The following is a 21,475-nucleotide window of genomic DNA, read 5'->3' as shown; positions in this document are numbered from 1 at the left end:
GTTAAGCGCGGAAAGGTGGATTATAAAGGTGAAGATTTATTGGGGAGATTTACATAACCATTGTGGAATAACATATGGTTTTGGAAGCTTGGAGAATGCAATACAAAGAGCGAGAGGACGGTTGGATTTTTGTGCGTTTACAGGACATGCTATGTGGCCTGACATTTATTCAAAAACACCGGAAACAGAGTTCCTTGTGAATTTTCATGAAGTTGGTTTTAAAAAATTGAGAGATCACTGGGAAGAGGTTCGCGACAAAGTTGCAAAAGCAAATTCTAAAGAGCTTGTTACATTTCAGGGCTATGAATTACATTCAGGAAAGTACGGGGATCATCATTTAGTATCTATAGATGATAATCTTCCATTGGTGTATAGAGATTCGCCAAAAGAGCTTGTGGAGGCATGTGGAAAAGACACTACCATTGCAATTCCTCATCATATAGCTTATACACCGTCTTATCGTGGAATTAACTGGGATTATTTTGACAGCAGTATTTCTCCTGTTGTTGAAGTTTATTCCAAACATGGATGTTCGATAAATGAAGACGCGGCTTATCCTTATTATCATGATATGGGACCGAGAGATACTCGCAACATGGTAGATGAAGGACTGCGCAGAGGATATCACTTTGGCTTTGTAGCATCTACAGATCATCATGCTGGTTTTCCAGGATCTTATGGAGACGGACTGGTGGCAGTTATTGCAGAAAAGAAAACAAGAGAAAGTATTTGGGAAGGCCTTAGAATGGGGCGTACTTATGCAGTAACGGGAGATAAAATTCTTTGTGATTTTCGTATTAACGATGCTTATCAGGGAAGTGTTATCAGCGCTCTGGTACGAAAGCTTCACGTTAATGTGCAGACACAGGCACCGCTTGATAAGATTGTAATTTACAAAAATGAGAAGCCGTACCATATTTTGAATGGAGAAAATTATTGGGAAGCTAATCAGAGCGGTCACTACAAAATCAGAGTTGAAATGGGCTGGGGAGATCAGACACTTTACCGCTGGAATGGAAAAATTAAAATTGAAGGCGGAAGCCTGACAGACATTGATACCTGTTTCCGTGGAAGAAATGTATTGTCACCTACACAGCGAGAGGCAAGCAAAATTGAGCAGATAAATGATATTGCCAGCCAGGCAGAGATGTTAAGTGAAAAAGAAATGCAGTTTACATGTGATACAGTGGGAAATCAGTCAACACTTCATCCATGCACTTCGGCAGTTATTGTAACAGTGGAGGGCGATCTGAATACGAAGGTAACTGTTCAAATGAATGAGCAAATTTATCAGGCTACAATCGGTGAACTTTTGCAGTATGGATATACAAGTCACATGAAGTATTATCATTCTCAGGCATTTAAGATTCATAAGGCATTACCAGAAAGCAGATATATATTTAACATTGATATGGAAGATCAGATTCCAGAAAAAGATGAGGATATTTATCGTGTAGAAGTTTCTCAGAAAAATGGACAGTGGGCATACAGTTCACCGATTTTTGTCAGAAACGTATAAGAGGGAAAATAACTAATAAGACGGGGAAATGGTATTCCTCGTCTTGTTAGTTTTAGATCAGATATTTATTACGAAGTGCATTTTCTTCGTCTTCTGTCAATCCAACAGCATTACGCAGAAAATTTTGAATTGAGCCATGATTTTCTTCAATTAGATTATAAAAATGTTGAAGATATTCAATGTGTGCAAGCCAGGTGTATTTTGTCATGTAAATAGCTATATCTGGTGGACAATCCGGTGGTAATATTTTCTGGATATTGATAATTTCTGCATCAGCTTCTTTCTGTTTGTAAAGATTAGTGGCAAGATAGTCAGCTTCAATATCCTTTTTAGGAATTTGCAGAACTTCACATAAAAGAACTGTGAGGATTCCGGTACGATCTTTTCCACCTGCGCAGTGCCACAAAACACCACCATTAGTTTGAAGTAGTGTTTGAAAAAAATTATGCATCTGGTGAAAGGTATATGGGACAGTTGCATAATCAGCATAGTAACCAGACATTTCATAAAAAAAGAATTTTGGATCTGTTGAAGTTTTTTCAATTGCATCTTTTTGAAGTTCTTCACGAGATTTTTTATCTTTAGCAATTCCAGCATTACGCTCAGGATTTAGAGGCATTGGAATATATTTAATACCTTCAATCTTTTGATCTGGCTGTTCAGTACGTTCTTCTAGATTTCGAAGATCAAGAATATAACGTACTCCAAGCTTTTTAAGCTTTTCCATATCAGCTTGAGTTGCATTGTGCAGATGATCACTGCGGAAAAGCAGGTTGCTTTTTATTTTTTTTCCCAAAACATTAGTCATGCCACCAAGATCACGTAAATTATTCATGCCTTTAAAATCAATATGTTTACTGAGCATTGTTTATTTCTCCTTAAAATTGGATTTTTATTCTAAATAGTATTTCTATTGATCTACATCTGTACTCATTGCTGCCTTTATACGGTTAGTTCCATTCCATTTTATTTTTCCAGGATTGGATTTCCGATATCCAGAAAAACTTCTGCTGGTGGAATATCTTTTGATTTCGACGTATCATATAAATAACGATCTGCCGTTCCTGTAATTGCACACCACAATGGTTTCTGAATAATTTCTCCGTCCATTTCAAACCGAATTTCTTTTATGCCACTTATATTTAATGTAAGCACACGACAATCGTGTGTACTTGTAAGTACTGGCGATTGATAAATTAGCTGATCATCCCCATAAATCTTTAGTACAATAGAAATTTCTTTCTCGTATCGATCCCACACAATATCTGTATGATTTACAATAATTGGCATCCACACATCTATATCAAAACCGATTGTCATTGTTATACGAGAATACATACCATTAAGTCGATATGCGATCACACTATTCCTAGGCATACTGATTCCATGCGGGTAGCGAATTGCATTAATTGAAATCGGCAATTTCCCGTACGCCATATTTGCCATATGATTTATGGTTGGAATGCCTTTTTCCGTTCCCTTAATCAAAATTGGCTTTAAATCTGATAGATAGAGCTCATTAAATGGTCGATTTACTAATGGATTTGGCAAAAGTACGTCCTTTTTTTCTGACTCAATTGCAGAAATTACACAGTCAACCGGTCTATCATTACCCAGAAAAGAAAATACATAACATTCAGCTGCCTCATCGTAATAGAATTTTACATCTGGGGTATTTGATGCCAGTTTTAAATTGACTTTTTCTTTTGCTTTTATCTGCATTTCAAACACAGAACCATTTACCGAATTTGCATGAATCATCACTGTTTCATTTGCATGAGAGAGCACTGCATACTGCCAAAGTTTAACAGAACCAGAAATGCGCTCAATCAATGGAAAATTCTCAATGGCATCCTTCACATTCAATCCGTACCACTGTGCCTGATCTGTATTTTCTCTGCTATTCATCAAAACAATGTTTTTTCCACTTCTTGTTAAATAGGCATTTCCTTCGAACCATTTAGGATACCATGTATTCAGAATGCGATTTGTATCCTCTGGTTTTTGAATTTCTTTTATATTCACTAAATGATACTGTGAAAATGAATTTTTTCGCTCACTTGCAAAAGGTAAATAAAAATAACGCAGCTGCTTTGGAAATAGCTCTTTTGCGTGAATAATTCCGTAAAGGTTCTGGAATGTTTTTCGGAACACACCGCCTTCCCAAGCGTCTCCCCAATCTTTTCCACATCCATCAACATCAATCACAGCATGAATCTGCTTTATTATTTCTTCCTTTTTAGGAATTAGATGATTTTGAATAATCGTTCTCAGCAATGATAATAGTGTAATCCCCTGTGGAGAATATTCATACTCGTCAGTTCCTCTCATCTGGATCAGCCATCCCTCGCCTTCCATCGAATAGTAGCATGCACCTAGTGATAATCCAGTTAACAACATTTGAGCAGAAAATACAGCTGGAATTTGTTGTTCATTTCCTTGCAGATATCCGTGATATTGCCCGATATCATCACAAAAACCAGCATCATTCCAATACCAGTTTTCAGCCTGGATACCAATATTTCCAGCAATACCATCTAACCATGCACCAAGAATAGCTCCATAACAAGAATATGAAGCATTTGCATGGTTCTGCTTGTATGAAAAAACTATATATTCTGAATATTCGCGCAGTACATCAGTAAATATAGGACGGCGAATAACTGCTGCAAGATCAATATCATTACGGTTTCCATCGGTGTGCAAAAATGGGATTCCATATTTTCCGCATAACATAACCACTCGTTTATAAATTCGGTTCAGCCAGTCATTTTCAGATCTTACCCCCATATAAATTTCTAGTCCAACCACTGCCTTTAAATTTTGGGCTGATGACAAAATTTTTTCTGCAATTGGCAAAGGCACAATCACATATTTCCTATTAATTACCTCTGCGTGTGAAAAAAAATGTGCTACCCACGGATATCCAAGCTTATCGAATGCCATATTTTTTTCAAACAAGTCCTCGGGTCCATTTGCCCAGCCAGCTCCCCCCATAATCGCTGTATATTCCCTCAATTCTTCTGGAAGTACATCATACTCTGCACCTGTTCTATGAATACTGTGATCAGCGATTGTGATAAATGGGTGTTCTCTTGTAATTTGTGTCTTTAATGGCGCTTTGGAATGAATATCATTTATGCAAATATGAATGATTTCGGTTGATGTTCCTAGATCTGACACTGCCTTTACATACCATTTTCCAGCTTTAAGCAATTCATCATCTTCAGGCAAATAATATACATTATCACAGACATCTTTTTGCAATACGTGTACAGTTTCTGCCTTTACAAAATCAGGATTTTCGGATGCAAATATTGTATATTCTTTTGCTCCTGGTTCTGCTTCAAATACATAATGAAGCGCAATATCCGTAATTTCCTGTTGATCTGTTGGTGCATACCATTTTAATATTCTCATTAATCAAACTCCTTTCTTGTAGTTAAATGTTATCATTTTAATAGCAATTCCATATTTCTTACTATTAAAATATCATGTTTTTTTGAATTGTCAATCGTATATTTTGCAATGTTTGTTATGTTTGACATATATTAACGAGAAAAACACTGAAAAAACCATGAAAAGTAACATTGCGCAAACTGCAAAAAAGCAGAGGATACAACGATATATTTAAAAAATGCGCAACATAAAGTGAAAAAGATGCTATAAATGCACAAATAAAACAAAAGAATTATGTATACAAAGCCAATAGAAATCTTCTTATAAAATGTGATATAAAAGAAGAAACAAAACGTGTTAAAATTCTAGAACAGGAGGATATGATATGAAATCAAAGAAAATGATTAGTTTGACATTGGCAGGGATGATGGTATTACCGATGGTGGCCTATGGCAGTGAGGATCCGCTGGCAAATTTGCCAGAAACTCTTGGACCAGAAAATCCGGTTGCAGCAACACCAGAAATGTATTCAAACATTGACTTATCAAAGAAAGTAAACGTAAATATGATTATGGTTGGAGATAAGCCTAATGATTGGGAAGATGTTAATGAGGCAATTAACGAATATCTTGAACCGTTTAATACAACTCTGTCTGCAACGTTTTTAAGTTGGTCTGATTATACAACGCTGTATCCGCTAGAGCTGCAGGGAGATGAGGCTGATATTATTTACACAGCAAATTGGTGTTTTCTTGGATCAGAGGCACAGAAGGGATCTTTTGTAGAACTGACAGATGATTTTATTCACGATTACATGCCATTAACGGAAAAGTATCAAGCAAAAGATAGTTATTCAGAGGTTTTGGTTGGTGGAAAGCTGTATTGCTTACCGCAGAATATGACAGAGGCATCCTCTAAATTTGTTGCGATTCGTAAGGATTTGGCAGACAAATATGATATTGGCGAAATGAAAACTTGGGATGAATATACAAATTACTTGACGACAATTGCTGAAAAAGAAACTCCAGAAAGCGGAATTTATGCTTATGCAGCATCTGGAGATAATAAAGAATTGTGGGATGTATATTATTCGAAGTATAGCTATTGGACGCTTGTTCAAGATGATTTTCTTCAGTACAAATATATGTTTGATGGAACTAATGCACCAAAGCCAGAAGATATTGAGTTTGTTTATACTGGAGAAATATTCCGCAATTTCTGCACTGAAATGAAGAAGCTTGCCGACGCAGGCTGCTGGAGTCGTGGAGCTCTTACGAACACAACAACAGATGATGAGTCTTTTGGCGCTTTGCAGGGTGCATCAACGGCATGGAATTCTTCTGTATTTACTTACATTAAGCAGGCAGAAGAAACTGACGGAGTTGAGTGTGCGGTGTATGACTTGTCTGAAGGAGCACCTACATCTGCTTCGTATGGAACAGGTGGAATGGCGCTAGGCTCTCTTTCTTCTAATAAAGAACGCGCAGCTATGATCTTGGATATTATGAAGATGGATACTACAGTAAATCGTTTAATTACACTTGGCATTGAAGGTGTTCATTATGAAATGATTGACGAAACTCATTATAATGAGCTGGAAAAATCAAAGGATTTTGCGATTTGGACATTAGCGGCATCTTGGGCAATCAAAAACTATAAGTTAGTAGAGTCAAGTATGGATCCAAGACAACAAGCTATCGAGGCGCAGATTGAGGCAGCAGGTGTTGTAAATCCAGTAAGAACCTTTGCATTTGATGATACAGAAGTTGCTGATTATGCAACAAATATTAAAAATATTTTGAAAGAATTCATCCCGAATTTGCAGCTTGGCATGATTGATGACGTTGATGCAGAAATTGATAAGATGATGGATCAGCTGAATGCAGCAGGACTCCAGGAGTATGAGGAAGCACTTAGAACACAGTATACTGAATGGTATAATGCACAGTGAAAATGTGTAGTAGTATAAAATAATAACTGCAAAATAATACAGCCAAGAAAGGGTAACGAAAATAGTTACCCTTTCTTATATAAAAGGATATTTTATAGAATAAAAAATAGCAAATTTTGCAGATGGTCGGATAGTATTGGCGCGTAAAGGTTGCGAAAGATAAGGAGGTTCACATGAAACAGAAAATTCCTAAAAATGCAAAAATACCTTTTATGAAAGTAATAAAGAAAAAATGGCGTTTGCTTGTAATGCTTTTTCCAGCAATGCTGTTTGTTTTTATTTTTTCCTATATTCCTATGGCAGGAATTATATTGGCATTTAAAAAGTATCAGGTTGCTGGTGGTGTCTTTTTCTCGCCATGGAATGGTCTAAGAAATTTTAAGACGCTATTTTTAACTAATAAAATGTGGATTGCGACACGAAACACATTCATTTATAACTTAGCATTTATTTTTCTTGGCCTTATTTTTGAGATGGGAAGTGCAATTCTTTTGAATGAAGTTCTTTTTTCAAAATTCAAGAAAACAGTACAGTCTTTTATGTTCCTGCCGTATTTTATTAGCTGGGTTGTAGCTGGAGCGATTATGTACAACATCTTTAACTATGAAAAGGGTATTGTCAATGCAGTATTAAAGATGGCTGGTATGGCTCCGTTTGATCTTTACAATACGCCAGGTGCATGGCCGTTTGTTTTGATATTTTTAAAATTATGGAAACAGACTGGATATGGTTCAATTGTTTATTTGGCCGCGATTACTGGATTAGATCAGGAAATGTTTGAAGCAGCGTCGATTGATGGCGCAAATGCATGGAAGAAAATTCGATATTTGACAATTCCGTCTTTGACACCAACGGCGGTAATAATGGTTTTGATGGCAATTGGAAATATTTTTCGTGGAGATTTTGGATTGTTTTATCAGACAGTTAAAACAAGCTCAATTCTTCAATCAACCACAGACGTAATTGATACATATGTATTTCGTTTGTTGATTGATAGCAGTGATTATGGAACTTCAGCAGCCGCTGGTTTGTTCCAATCAGTTTTATGCTTTATTACGATTATGGCGTGCAATGGAATTGTTAAACATATTCAGCCGGATTACGCGCTGTATTAAGCGGTATGCAGGAGGAAAAAAGAATGAATGGAAATGTAATAAGTGTTGGAAAGCATAGGCATAAAAAGTGCGGAAAAGATGTAATTAGCGTAAATATTGTAGCCATTGTTTTGGTTGGTTTTTTTGCATTGTTGTGTTTGATTCCATTTTATTTAATTATTGTAGCTTCGTTTACAGATGAGACTTATCTTATTCGAAATGGTTATCCAATTTTTCCGCAGTTGCAAAGTTTATCAACTGCAGCGTATCAGTTATGTTTGAAAAATCCAGTAACAATTGTGCGAGCATATGGTGTTACAATTGCTACTACAGTCATAGGAACGTTTCTGTCAGTATTTTTGTCAACAATGACAGGTTATGTTCTTTCAAGACAGGATTTTCCATGGAGAGAAAAAGTTTCATTTTATTTCTTCTTTACGACTTTGTTTAATGGCGGATTAGTTCCGTGGTATCTGTTGATTACGCGATATCTAGGATTGAAAAATAATATTTTGGCATTAATTCTTCCTATGCTGTTTTCTGTATGGAACATGATTATTGCGAAAACTTTTATGAAAGGTATTCCTGCTTCAATTACTGAGTCTGGAACGATTGATGGAGCAACGGATTTTCGTATTTTCTTTAGTTTAATACTTCCGCTGAGTAAGCCACTGCTTGCAACATTGTCACTGTTTTCGGCAATTGCGTACTGGAATGATTGGTATAATTGCATGCTGTTCATTTCAAATGATAAGCTGTTTACTCTTCAGTATTACTTGCAGCGAATGTTGGGAAGTGCATCTGCAATGCGTATGGTTGCGGAAAAATCGGGAATGGCAATGGATTCGATTCCGTTGAGTAGTATGCAGATGGCAATGACAGTTATTGCAACTGGACCAATTATCTTGTTATATCCATTTATACAGAAATATTTTGTTAAGGGTTTGACAATTGGTGCAGTAAAGGGATAAAAATTGTGGCACTATAAAATTTAGATTTGTATATGGTAAGGAGAAAAAATAAAAGATAAAAAATAACAGCTGCTTCAAGTTTGTGATGAATGATCTCGAAATATATTATGAAGATAAGAGACATTAGAAAATTTGGAGTGGCTATTGTTATATTACAAAGATTTTTTGAGGAGGGACAAAATGCAGGTAATAGGAAGAAAACAATTTCAGACAAAAGCAGGAGTAATAGAAGGAATAGAGTTTGACACCTGCTATGAGCTAAGAGGTGTGCGCTATGCAACGGCACAGAGATGGACTGCTCCCCAGATGGTGAAGAATTGGGATGGTGTTTATGATGCGTCAGAATATGGAAAACGATGTTTTCAACATCACTGGACGATGGATGAATTTTATGGAAAAGAATTTTATACAGATTCGTCGTTTGAGGTTCCAGAATCGGAAGATTGCTTATTTATGACGATTACGATTCCGAAGGCGGAATTTCTTAAAACAGATGAAAAGAGATATCCAATAGCAATTTGGTATCATGGAGGCGGTTTTGTTAATGGTTGGGGAACAGAAGCAGAGTTTAGTGGCGAACCATACGCAAAGCGAGGAGTGATTTTAGTTCGTGTTAATGAACGTTTGAATATTTTTGGATCATTTTATCATGAAGAATTGGTTAAACGAGATGGAATATGTGGTAATTATCAGTTGATGGATCATATTGCAGCATTGGATTTTGTACGATATCTCGTAGACGATTTGGGTGGAGATTTAAATCGTATTTCGATTTTTGGACAATCGGCTGGAGGCATGGGTGTTGAGCAAATGATATGTTCACCATATATTAAAGGAAAAGTAAGTGGAGCCATTTTTCAAAGCGGATTTACATTTTGTATTGCGTCGCGCCCACAAGGAAGCATGCAAGTCGCAATTTTGGCTTCACAAGAATATTTGAAGGCAAAAAAATTAACATTTGAAGAGATAGAGCAAATGCCGGCAGAACGGTTGTATGCATTATCAGATGAGTATTTGGAGTTTTTGGAGCGATATGGAGTTGGATATAGTGCCGTGATAGACGGTGATTATATGAGAGAAACTTGTGAGGATGCTATCTTAAATGGAAGAATTCCCAATATTCCATATTTACTTGGCTGCTGCAGTGGAGATGGAAGAATGAGTGATGGAGAACCGCAAGACGGACCGTTTTATCAGTCTATGGTATTGTTTTGCAAAGTATTGCAGAGTCAAGGTAAAAGAGGATATTTGTACTTGTTTGATCGAAATATGCCAGGTGATGATGCTGGAGCATTTCACGCAGCTGATTTATGGTATGTGTTTGGCACGCTGAAACATTCATGGCGACCATTTGATCGAAAGGATGAAGAACTTTCAGAGCGAATGATTGATGCTTGGGCAGAATTTTTCAAAACAGGTAAACCAGATCATGAAAATTGGCCGGCATATACAAATGAAATGACGTTTACAAAAAAATGGAATGTAGAGTGAACATAGAAAGGGAAAGATTATGATTCAATCAGTTAAGATTGGAAAAAAACAGACTAATCAAGGTGCTATGAATTTTTCAAATTTGTTAGATGCCCCAGCAGGAAAACATGGATTTATCCGTGCAGAGAAAGGTCATTTGTATTTTGAGGACGGGGTACGAGGAAAATTTATAGGATTTAATATGCCAACGCGAGCGAGTATGCCAGATCATGAAACGGCAGAAATTTTGAGTGCTAGGCTTGCGTCAATGGGAGTGAATGTTATACGATTACATGCAATTGATGCGTTAATAGATGAAGATGGATGGAGCTGTCGTCCAGGATATTCGATTATTGATTATGATAAGGGAAACTCTAGAATGCTAAATTCAGCAGGATTAGAGCGATTAGACTATTGGTTTTATCAATTGAAAAACCGAGGAATTTATCTACATCTAGATCTTCTGGTTGCACGAGTGTTTCAGGATGGAGATGGATTAGATTATCCAGGAGGTTCAGTATGGTTAAAATTTGTGAGTCATGTAAATCGTCGTTTGATTGAACTACAAAAGGAGTACGCAAAACAATTATTAGAGCATGTGAATCAATATACTGGACTTGCTTATAAGGATGATTCAGCAATTATGACGATACAGATCGCAAATGAAGATTCTGCCTTCTTTACATTTAAAGAAATAACGCCAGAAAATTCAAGATATCCATATGTGGATGAGATAAAGCATCGTTTTAATTATTTTTTGAAGGCAAAATATGGATCAGAAGAACAGCTAAAAGCGGCATGGACATTTGAGGATCAAAGTGGGTTGAGTGAGAATGAAAACCTGGAATTAGGATCTGTTAAAATACCACACATTGGTATTTTAACGCAGGCGTTTTGTGAGCCAATGCAAAAATGGGAAGGAATTCAGTGTCCTGCCAGATATGCAGATTTTACAGAATTTTTGGCAGATATAAATCGCAGCTATTACCGGGAGATGATTGATTTTCTTAGAGGAATTGGCGTGAAAGTTCCAATAAACACCAGCAATATGTCTGTTGGAGCTGCAGATATTGAATCTTCTATGGATGCAGATGTGATGGAGAATAATGCGTATTTTAATCATCCGTGTTCTGGACCAGACCAAAAGCATTATACGTATGCAGCACATATGCGAGAATATGTATCAACGGATCCAAGAAAAGCGAGCTTTCCAGAAATGGAGCCAAGAAGTAATATTTTGACACAAATCATGCCAACAAAGATTGAAGGAAAACCGTTTGTTATGACAGAATGGAATGAGTATGGAGAGTACCCATTCCATGCAGCGGCATATATTTCCACAGCGGTATATGCTTGTTTTCAAGATCTTGATGGTTTGATCATTTACACATATCATACAACTGATGATATAAATAAAGATAATGAGGATGAGATTAAAGATGTAATGGATACGTTTAATGATCCATCATTAATTCTTACTTTTGGAACGATGGCATCTATTTTTCAGAAAGGATTGGCAAAGAAGGCTGAACATAAAATTGATGTTGTATACACAAGAAATGATTTGACTGTGTTTCCAAGAACACATAGAATGCCATTTTCCTATTTACCGTTTGTAACAGGAACTCAATGTGTTTATTTGAATCATACTGAGCAGTATGAAGGAAACGCGGATGCAGCTATAGATGCCGGATTTACATCTTCTTATGATTTGTCTGGAGCTAAGCATGGCATTTTGTATGCTCATACACCATATCGCAATGCATATCGGAAAGATTATATGGGTGAGAGATTATTTGATCAGCATACAGATACAAATGAGATTTTGATTGCACCAAATGTGACGTTGGGAGATAAGTTTTTGAAAACAAAAACAATGAGCAGCATTCAAAATGACTTGGATTTTACAGGTTTTGCTAATTATGCAGATGAAGCATTGAAACGCTGGGGAATTTTGAAAAAAATCAGGGAATTGATGAAAAAAACGCATTGATTTCTGATACTGGAGAGATTCGTTTTTCACCAGATGAGTCGTGTTTTTCTTTTATAGGTGAGAATTGTGCTTTTTTTGCAGGAAAACCATCAGAAGTATTAATGAAAAGTAATACAAAAATTCAAGAAATTAAATCTAGTGGATGCAGGCTGACAGAACAATTTAGTTTTGCTGTAAAAAATGATCGTATTGCGATATCTTTACTTACACTTGATGGAAAAAATTTGAAAGAATCAGGACATTTATTAATTTCTGCGATTGGTCGTTCTGGGATGGATGGAGCTGTTTATGAAAAAATGCCAGATAGCCCAGAATATTCTGAAACAGATGTAACGCGAATTTCTAAAGAAGGAAAATTATATTTGGAGACATTAGAAGGAACGTTGTATGTGGAAGGAGAAGGCATAGTGAGTATGTACGCTCTTGACGTATACGGAAGCAGAATTCGAAAGTATGAAGTGAAGTCAGAGGGCACAAGAAAAATAATTGTGCTAGATGGAGATTCATACGGAAATTTCGAGTTGATAATAGCTAAAGAATAAAATATATAAATATTCTTTACTTTAAACTGTAAAAGTTTAAATCAGCAGTTGACGTAACGTGCAGTATGGCTTATAATAAATCTATCTGTTGAGGTCGGGGGCAAGGCTTTTGCCCTCGATTGTCGTCATAGAGGGAATTTATTATAAGAAAGGGAAATGTTATGAAAAATCGAGAACGGCTTGGAAGCCGACTTGGCTTTATCATGCTGTCGGCTGGCTGTGCAATTGGCTGTGGCAATGTGTGGAAGTTTCCGTGGATGTGCGGACAAAATGGAGGCGGAGGTTTTATGCTGGTATATCTGGCGTGCCTTGTTTTATTAGGTCTTCCGGCAATTGTTATGGAGTTTGCAATAGGACGAGCATCGCAGGCAAGTCCAGTTTTTATGTATCGAAAGCTGGAAAAACCAGGCCACAAATGGGGAATCTTTGGCATTGTATGTCTGATTGGAAATATTGCACTGATGGCATTTTATACTGTTGTTACTGGATGGATTATCTATTATTTCGTTAAGTTCTTAACCGGACAAAATGATAGTTTTGGTTTTGAGGCTATGATAACTAATCCAGGTGTAAATGTTACATTCTTACTGGTTACAGTAGTTGCTGCATTCGCAATTTTAAGCTTTAATCTGCAGGGCGGTTTGGAGCGTGTAACAAAGTACATGATGGTATCACTCTTGATTTTAATGATGGTACTTGCTATTCATGGTCTGACACTTTCAGGAGCAAAGGAAGGCTTAAAGTTCTATTTGGTTCCTGATTTTTCAAAAATTGATGGTTCAGTAGTCGTTAGTGCTATGAATCAGGCATTTTTCACGCTGTCAACAGGAATGGGCGGTATGGCAATATTTGGAAGCTATATCGGAAAGGATCGTTCTTTGATGGGCGAGTCTGTTCATGTAATTGTACTTGATACATTTGTAGCAGTTATCGCTGGTGTTATCATGTTCTGCGCATGCTTTACTTATGGACTTGAAGTTAATGCAGGACCAAGCCTTCTGTTTGATACAATGGCAACAGTATTTTCTCATATGCCTGGAGGACGCTGGTGGGGTGCGTTGTTCTTCTTGTTTATGGTATTTGCAGCGATGTCTACCGTGCTTGGTGTTTGCGAAAATATTCTTGCAATGGTTCGCGAGCTTACCGGATGGTCACGTCCAAAAGGATGCGTTGTCTGCGCTGCAGGAATCTTTGTACTTGCATTGACAACAGCACTTGGATACAGCGTAATTAAATTCCAGCCATTTGCAGAGGGAACAGCATGGCTTGATTTATGGGATTTTATTGTATCTAACAATATCCTTCCGCTTGGATCGCTTGTACTGGCACTGTTTTGCTGCAACAAGTTTGGATGGGGCTGGGATAAGTTTGTGGAAGAGGCTAATACAGGAAAGGGACTTAAGATAAAGTCATGGATGAAGCCAATCTTCAAATATTTTGTTCCGGCAGCAATTTTGTTTATCTATATTTATGGAATGATTAATTTCCAGTGGAAATAAAAACAACACCTCGCATCGTATTTAATAGTACGGTGCGAGGTGCTTTTTGTATGAGTAAGACGAAAAAGAAGAGTTTGCTAAGCTACAGTTAATACATACTTTGCAGTGTTTTGGGCAGCATCTTTTCCAACTTCATTATATCCGGCCTGATAATAATGGAAAGAATCCTTCATCAGTCCTCGTGCTTTCATTGTTTCAAACAGGCGGCTTACGACTGTGATATCTTTTCTGTGTTCTGCAAATGAATACTGGGCATTTCTAATCTCATCGTAGCAGATATCATCAGCTGTTCCATTATAAGCGCCAATTCCAATTAAAAAACAATGTTCAATTCCGACAGCCTTTAGCTTTTCATACATTTGCATAAATTGTTTTGTATATTCGTCAGCACTTGTATGGTGATCTCCGTCAGATTCTCCCTGACACCAAAGAAGATACTGATGGCGAAGGGTAATATTATGCTGTTCGCAGAATGTTTGCGCGCTTTTTAAACGTATTATTGTATCTGTAAGATAGTCATCGTGATCCTGCCAGTTTGCGATGACAGAGCCGCCCTTGCTTGATGACAGGCCAAGAACTGGAACACCAGTATTTTGAAAATAGGTATTTATAAAAGAAGTGACAAGTGAGCCAGTCTTCATACCTGGCTCAAAAATACCAGTGGGATTATTTTCCAGAGCACCAAAAGGCTCTGCGATTGGATAAAGTCTGGTTGGATCAGAGATTGCGCGAAATTCAACACCAGCACCAGAAATTAAGTCAGGTGCACCTTCTGGAAATTGTGTACAGGCAATGCCGCGGCCAGCCATATTGGACTGTCCGGCGAATAAAAATAAATCATATGTTGTCATAAGTCCACCTTCTGTTATAGTATTTTTCAAGTGGAGTATAGCACTGAAAGTGCTGATACACAAGTGCAAAAAAATTGTGAAAGTCATTCACCTTCGGGTTAGATTTAATTTGGATGTGAATGGGGTTAAGAATAGTTACAAAGGATCTAAAGTGTGGTACTATAAGAGTGGTTTTGAGGATTTCACTTTAGAAAGGAAATATTATGCATACAAAGGAATCATTAAAAAAGCAGCTTGCAGCGATGGGACTTACAGGGGAAGAAACAATTTTAATTCATTCTTCTATGAAGGCAATCGGTGAAACACAAAAAGGAGCCGATACGGTGTTAGATGCTTTGATGGAGTTTTTTGAAAAGGGTTTATTGCTTCTTCCGACACATACATGGAAGACGATAAATGCGGAGAATCCTGTTTTTGATGTGGATAATGAACCGGCATGTGTTGGGATTTTATCTAATTTATTTTTGAAACGTCCTGGTGTGATTCGCTCATTGCATCCGACTCACAGTATGGCAGGCTACGGAAAAGATGCTGCGTCATATTTGGCTGGGGAAGAAATGCGCAATACACCGTGTACACCAGGCGGCTGTTATGATCGTTTAAAGGATGTCGGAGGCAAAATTCTCTTAGTTGGGGTTGGTCATGAGCGAAATACATACATCCATAGTGTAGAGGAAGTGCTCAATGTGCCAAATAGACTGTCTGACATGCCAGTTCTTATGAAAATCGTGCAGCATGGAAAAAAGCCAGTTTCTGTCTATATGAGAAAGCACTATAACTCACAGCAGCCACATATTTCTGAGGATTTTGTTAAGCTTAATCGTGCATTTGATGAATGTGGAGCAGCAGTACATACTGTATTTGGATCAGCAGAGTGTATTTTGTGCGATGCAAGACATATTTTTGAAGTGACTCGCCATGTGATAGCACCTGATCCAGAGTGTCTGGTGACGGGAGGAGAAATTGCACCTGAAAGATGGCAGGAGCTTATTAGATAAAAGATACGATAGAAAGCAGGTAAGATATGACAAAGATATTTGCACATAGAGGCGCAAGTGCATATGCGCCGGAAAATACAATGGAGGCCTTTGAGTTAGCGGCAAAGCAGGGCGCAGACGGCATTGAGTTAGATGTTCATGTGACAAAGGATGGCGAAGTTGTGGTGACACATGATGAAAAGATTGATCGTGTCAGCAACGGAAGCGGTTTTATTAAGGACATGACGCTGCGCGAATTAAAGCGTCTGTCTTTTCATAATCACATGGAGTCTTATGTGGGAGCAGGTATTCCGACGCTTCGCGAGGTTCTCGAATATGTCAGTACAACAAATATGGATGTAAATATAGAGTTAAAGACTGGAATTTACTGGTATCCGCAGATTGAAGAAAAGACAGCTTTTATTGTCCAGGAAACGGGAATGCATGACAGAGTGATTTATTCTTCCTTTAATCATCACAGTATTGCAAAGATTAAGGAAATTGACAGTACAGCAGAGACCGCATGGCTGTTTTCTGATGTAATTTTAAATGTTGAGCAGTATGCAAAGGCAAATGGTGTGGAGGGTCTTCATCCAGCTGTCTACCATATGTATATGTCTGATTTCATGAAAAGATGGAACGAGAGCGGCGAGAAGGTGCGCGTATGGACTGTAAATAATGAAAAGGATATGAAAAATTTTATTCAGCATGATTTAGAGGCAGTTATCACTAATTATCCTGATGTCGCATTACGAGTAAGAAGAGAGGTAACAGGATGTTAAGCAACAAAAAGCTTTTTTTATTTGATATTGACGGAACAGTGTGTCAGGGTGAGCGCTTGATCGACGGCACAATGCAGTTCCTTGAGGATATCCGTCAAAGCGGAGGTCAGTTTGTCTTTATAACAAACAATTCCACAAAGAGCATTCAGGACTATATTCTGAAGTTTCAGAAGCTCGGAATTAAGACCGATTACAGCAATTTTATCACAGCATCCTATGCAACAATTCATTATTTAAAGAAAAATTATTATGATAAGCTAATCTATGTAATGGGAACAAAATCATTGATCAGGGAGTTGAAAAAGAGCGGCATTCGTGTGACAACTGACTGTGAGGATCCAGAGATTGCATGTGTGCTTGTCGCATACGACAATGAGCTGACTTATGAAAAGCTGACAGATACATGCAAGATTCTTTCCACGAGAGATGTAGGCTATGTAGCAACAAATCCAGATCTGGTGTGTCCGATTGAGTTTGGATTTGTGCCAGACTGCGGCGCGATGTGTCAGATGATTGAACATGCCGTAAAGAAAAAGCCGTATTTTATCGGAAAGCCAGAGCCAGGAATGGTTGATATGTCTGTTACGCAGAATCATTTTACAAAGGATGAAACATTAGTAATTGGAGATCGTTTATATACCGACATTTTATCTGGCATCAATGCAGGTATTGAGACAGCGCTTGTACTTACAGGAGAGGCGACAAGAAAAGATGCCGAAGAAAGCAGCTACAAGCCAGACTATATTTTTCCGACAGTGCGTGAACTTCACGAAGCGTGGAAGTGACCATGGTGACAGGGGCGGTGGCTCACAATGTGTCCCTACTGGCTCAATATGTGTCCCCTGTAAAAAAGTCTGAAAGTTCAAGAAAAGAGCTTTCAGGCTTTTTTTGTGTTTTTACTAGAATGCAGTCGAGTAGGGAAAAGAACAAAAGTTTGCAAACTTGATCCACCAAGGACACTAATCTGGCCACCGTGCCTGTCACCAATGGTACCATTGGAAAAGAATACCGGGGCATCAGGTGAGCCGACCGTGGCAAACACTCATACAGTGCAGTCACTTGAGATTGGTTATGACAGTTATAATCGCGTAAATCGACTGGTGCAGAGTCTGGAGGGATCAAAGACAAAGACTGGACTGGTGTATGGAGATGCATCAAAGACACAGCGACCGGGATTATCTTATGGACTTACTGTCGATGGAACACAGAGACAAAGTTTAGCTTATGATGCGATGGCACGATGCACAAAGGAAACCGTGACACTTCCGGGTGGACAGAAGCGAGAAAACTGCTTTACTTATGGAACCCTTCGTCATCTGACCGATACGGACAGTCTTCTTTCTGCGATGTCAAATGGAACCGAGAGCTGGAGCTATGAGTATGACAATGTGGGAAATATCACAAAGATTACATCCGGTACGAAGGTCATCACATATCAGTATGATGAACTCAATCAGCTGATTCGTGAAAACAATGGTGTACTTGGAATTACGGTGCTTTATGCCTACGATGCAGGCGGCAACATGACTTCCCGAAAGACATATGCCTATACAGAGGGAGCGGTTTCAACGGTACAGACACAGGATCTTTTTACCTATCGCACCGATGGCTGGAGGGATCAGCTGGTATCATGGAATGGCTACCGTTATGCCTATGATGATGGTGGAAATCCGACCTTATTACGAGGCGTTCCATTAACCTGGGGAGAAGGCCGCCGATTAAAGAAGGTAAGTCTGTCATGGGGAACTGTAGACTTTGCCTACGACAGCGATGGAAAGCGTGTCAGAAAGACAAGCGGTAATATAGAAACGAAGTATTATTACAATGGAAGTACACTGAGCGGTCTGGTGAAAACCACAGCCGGAAGCACAGGTACTACTAAGACTACGGTACAGTTTGTGTACGATGCCGAAGGCAAGCCATTCCTGCTTCGATTCAATGGAAAGACAGACTATTTCTATCTGTATAATGGTCTTGGAGATATCACCGGTCTGGTTGACAGCAGTAATAAAGTAGTGGTAAGATACCAGTATAACAGCTGGGGCAAGGTTACTTCGACACAGGATACCAGTGGAGTTTCTCTTGCAACGCTGAATCCATTTTGCTACCGAAAGTATGTCTATGATCCAGAGACTGGACTGTACTGTCTGGGAAGCAGATATTACGATCCGGAAGTTGGAAGATTTGTGAATGCGGATGATTTTGAGACACTGACCTACCAGATGGATAGTGTGCAGGGAAAGAATCTGTATCAGTACTGCTTTAATAATCCGGTTAACATGGGAGATGAAGAAGGTGGCTGGCCAAAGTGGGTAACAGGAATAAATTGGTTGGCAACTGGAGTAACAGCAGTATGTATTGGAATATCTGTATTAACTTGTGGAGTCGCAAGTCCTGTAATGATGGCAGTTGCAACAACAACAGTAGTAGCAGGAACTGCAACTGCTGTAAATGGGGCAGCTGAAATTCAAGAATCAGTTACTTCAAAAAATTTTGTAAAAGATAAAATTTTTAAAGGAAATGAAAAAGCATATAATGTATATGCAAACACGACGGCAATCGTAGCTGAGCTAGGAAGTTCAGTGAGTGGAGCTTGGTTAGTTAAAAATAAACCAAGAATTAAAGCTTACAATAATATTGAAAATTACAAGTACACTAAAACAATATCAGATGCTAAACATATGAAGCGCAAATATAATAATTCTGTATTAATGCAGAAACAAATTATTAAATATGGAAAAATGGCAGAAGATGAGTTTGGAAATGGATATGTATTTTCTGCAAAGGGCTATGTAAATGGAAAAGAAAGACTTTGGCGTTTGGGCGTTAATGTTTTGGAAGAGACAGTATGGCATTTTGGTCATGGATTTTAAATAAATTATTCGAAATTAAATTTGCTTGGGGAAGATATTATTCCCCTAAGCAGATGAAAAAATTCTTCCACTGTATTTTGCAGTATGTTAGTCTTCCAAGTTGTTTTATGACATAGTGAAAAATGTTAAGGTGCCTTAAGCATTTTTGTGCCGCCAATTGAAGATGGCAGAAAGGAGATTAAATGAGAGTTATTTATAAATTGAATGATGATATATGTGTAGGAAAAACATATATAGAAAATGATACATCGGTGTTATTTGATTCTGAAGCATTGAGAACAGAAGAATTAGGTTTTACTTTGTCACTGGGAGATAATTTGCGGTTTATGATAGAGGTATCATATAAAACAGGACGACTTTTCTGTATGACTTGTTTTTTGCAAGGTATGAAGACAAAGCGCATACAAGTGGAAAATATTAAATCTCATAGAGGACAAGTTTTCTTGAAAGATGAAGATAGAACAAAATATTCTGGCTGTATTTATAAACCATATAAAGAAGTCTGTTATTATGATGAACAGAAAAGTATTATATGTTATGGTGATTATTATTCTGAGTATTGTTTAATAGAAATTGCAACAGATACATATGTTGGAATACGTGATAATTATATTGTTGTAATTATTTTAAGAATATTGGGAATAAAGGAAAAAATACAGGTTAAAAATAATTGCTTAATGGGCTGTTTGAGGTAATGTAGAGGCATTAAGGGGGTGCGGACGCTTTCTTGTACCTGTCCCCAGAGCAAATGCAGGGTCAGGAACCGGCAACAAAAAATAAAGATAATTAAAATTTTATAAAAGTTTAATTATGAAAAATTTATGGTACCTGACCCCAATGTGCTCCCGTTCCATTTATTTGTGTCTGGAGAAAAGCGAAAGGAATGCTACAGTATATGAGTAAATTAAAAATAGTTTTTCTTATAATATACAATATTTTTTTGATGAATGGAGGATTAGCGCTGTTACTGACGAAATATCGTATACTTACAGAATTGCCATTATTCATATTTTTAATAATACAATATCGACATAAAATAAAAAAAAATATCGCTCGTTCAGAATTAAAATATGTATTACTACGATTGATTTTAATTGCGATAGTAGGTGGGAGATGTGTTGAAGACATAGGACTGTTATTGGAAAGGCGAACAATAGCAACTATTATTGTGATGGTAATTATATTTATTGTTTATAAAAAATGGTTAACATCTGATCTTGATCGAATCAAAGAAATTCCGCATATTAAATACCTGTATGGAGTACTAGGAATTGATATCGTGGCAAGTTTATTTGAAATAAATATGGAAATTACAGGCATCATCATGTTGGTGCTTAGCTTACTTTTTATGCTAGCAATAGCGAGGGATAGCACAATAAAAATAATAAAAAGACGAATTGCATGGGTATTGTGTTGCTGGTGCGGTATTCTAACAGTAATTGTAATCATAGTAAATGTACTAATTTAAATTTATGATGCATAAAATCCACTAGGCAAAAGGGGGGTGCGGACGCTTTCTTGGACCTGAATTAAGCAATTCCAAGACTGCGTCTA

The 21,475-nt window shown here is 37.6% G+C and carries 17 protein-coding genes; 14 read left to right on the top strand and 3 right to left on the bottom strand.

Features of this window, described 5'->3' with window-relative positions:
- Positions 1–28: 28 nt before the first annotated feature.
- Positions 29–1,519, top strand: coding sequence for a hypothetical protein (locus tag WJP93_RS01865; protein ID WP_337546561.1), 1,491 nt, complete (start codon positions 29–31; stop codon positions 1,517–1,519).
- A gap of 52 nt (positions 1,520–1,571) precedes the next feature.
- Here WJP93_RS01865 and WJP93_RS01860 read toward each other — a convergent pair whose 3' ends face one another.
- Positions 1,572–2,384, bottom strand: a complete 813-nt coding sequence (locus WJP93_RS01860; protein ID WP_337546559.1) for a tyrosine-protein phosphatase — start codon at positions 2,382–2,384, stop codon at positions 1,572–1,574.
- 101 nt (positions 2,385–2,485) lie between these two features.
- Entirely contained in the window at positions 2,486–4,939 is a 2,454-nt protein-coding gene (locus WJP93_RS01855) for an NPCBM/NEW2 domain-containing protein (RefSeq protein WP_337546557.1), read from the bottom strand.
- 364 nt (positions 4,940–5,303) lie between these two features.
- On the opposite strand from WJP93_RS01855, the gene WJP93_RS01850 reads away from it, so the two are divergent.
- The 7 genes from WJP93_RS01850 (at position 5,304) to WJP93_RS01820 (ending at position 14,438) form a co-directional block, all read left to right on the top strand.
- On the top strand, positions 5,304–6,869 hold the full coding sequence (locus WJP93_RS01850) for a DUF3502 domain-containing protein (protein WP_337546554.1): 1,566 nt from the start codon (positions 5,304–5,306) through the stop codon (positions 6,867–6,869).
- A 173-nt stretch (positions 6,870–7,042) separates the two neighbouring features.
- On the top strand, positions 7,043–7,984 hold the full coding sequence (locus tag WJP93_RS01845) for an ABC transporter permease subunit (protein WP_337546553.1): 942 nt from the start codon (positions 7,043–7,045) through the stop codon (positions 7,982–7,984).
- Between the two features lie 23 nt (positions 7,985–8,007).
- Positions 8,008–8,934, top strand: coding sequence for a carbohydrate ABC transporter permease (locus WJP93_RS01840; RefSeq protein WP_337546552.1), 927 nt, complete (start codon positions 8,008–8,010; stop codon positions 8,932–8,934).
- Between the two features lie 180 nt (positions 8,935–9,114).
- Positions 9,115–10,425, top strand: coding sequence for a carboxylesterase family protein (locus tag WJP93_RS01835; RefSeq protein ID WP_337546550.1), 1,311 nt, complete (start codon positions 9,115–9,117; stop codon positions 10,423–10,425).
- Positions 10,426–10,444: 19 nt separating this feature from the next.
- Positions 10,445–12,397 carry a beta-galactosidase gene (locus WJP93_RS01830; RefSeq protein ID WP_337546549.1) on the top strand — a complete coding sequence of 651 codons (1,953 nt, stop codon included), beginning with the start codon at positions 10,445–10,447 and terminating at the stop codon, positions 12,395–12,397.
- The gene (locus WJP93_RS01825; protein ID WP_337546548.1) at positions 12,394–12,939 is read left to right on the top strand and encodes a hypothetical protein; all 546 of its coding nucleotides are present in this window, start codon (positions 12,394–12,396) and stop codon (positions 12,937–12,939) included. Before WJP93_RS01830 ends, WJP93_RS01825 begins: the two co-directional genes overlap by 4 nt.
- A 161-nt stretch (positions 12,940–13,100) precedes the next feature.
- Positions 13,101–14,438 carry a sodium-dependent transporter gene (locus tag WJP93_RS01820; RefSeq protein WP_337546547.1) on the top strand — a complete coding sequence of 446 codons (1,338 nt, stop codon included), beginning with the start codon at positions 13,101–13,103 and terminating at the stop codon, positions 14,436–14,438.
- Positions 14,439–14,515: 77 nt separating this feature from the next.
- On the opposite strand, the gene WJP93_RS01815 is transcribed toward WJP93_RS01820, so the two are convergent.
- Positions 14,516–15,289: a sialate O-acetylesterase gene (locus tag WJP93_RS01815; protein WP_337546545.1), complete on the bottom strand. Its 774-nt coding sequence runs from the start codon at positions 15,287–15,289 to the stop codon at positions 14,516–14,518.
- A 203-nt stretch (positions 15,290–15,492) separates the two neighbouring features.
- On the opposite strand from WJP93_RS01815, the gene WJP93_RS01810 reads away from it, so the two are divergent.
- The 6 genes from WJP93_RS01810 (at position 15,493) to WJP93_RS01785 (ending at position 21,389) form a co-directional block, all read left to right on the top strand.
- The gene (locus WJP93_RS01810; RefSeq protein WP_337546543.1) at positions 15,493–16,287 is read left to right on the top strand and encodes an AAC(3) family N-acetyltransferase; all 795 of its coding nucleotides are present in this window, start codon (positions 15,493–15,495) and stop codon (positions 16,285–16,287) included.
- Positions 16,288–16,313: 26 nt separating this feature from the next.
- Positions 16,314–17,048 carry a glycerophosphodiester phosphodiesterase gene (locus WJP93_RS01805; protein WP_118615757.1) on the top strand — a complete coding sequence of 245 codons (735 nt, stop codon included), beginning with the start codon at positions 16,314–16,316 and terminating at the stop codon, positions 17,046–17,048.
- Complete coding sequence (locus WJP93_RS01800; RefSeq protein WP_337546538.1) at positions 17,042–17,833, top strand: HAD-IIA family hydrolase; 792 nt, start codon at positions 17,042–17,044, stop codon at positions 17,831–17,833. Before WJP93_RS01805 ends, WJP93_RS01800 begins: the two co-directional genes overlap by 7 nt.
- A gap of 210 nt (positions 17,834–18,043) precedes the next feature.
- Positions 18,044–19,921, top strand: a complete 1,878-nt coding sequence (locus tag WJP93_RS01795; RefSeq protein WP_337546537.1) for an RHS repeat-associated core domain-containing protein — start codon at positions 18,044–18,046, stop codon at positions 19,919–19,921.
- Positions 19,922–20,103: 182 nt separating this feature from the next.
- A complete protein-coding gene (locus WJP93_RS01790; RefSeq protein ID WP_337546536.1) occupies positions 20,104–20,616 on the top strand; it encodes a hypothetical protein in 513 nt (170 codons plus the stop codon).
- Positions 20,617–20,816: 200 nt separating this feature from the next.
- On the top strand, positions 20,817–21,389 hold the full coding sequence (locus WJP93_RS01785; protein ID WP_337546534.1) for a hypothetical protein: 573 nt from the start codon (positions 20,817–20,819) through the stop codon (positions 21,387–21,389).
- Positions 21,390–21,475 lie beyond the last annotated feature (86 nt).

The sequence above is a fragment of the Anthropogastromicrobium sp. genome, from assembly GCF_037349415.1.
GTDB lineage: Bacteria > Bacillota > Clostridia > Lachnospirales > Lachnospiraceae > Anthropogastromicrobium > Anthropogastromicrobium aceti.
This window is presented reverse-complemented; position numbering and strand designations above follow the sequence as displayed.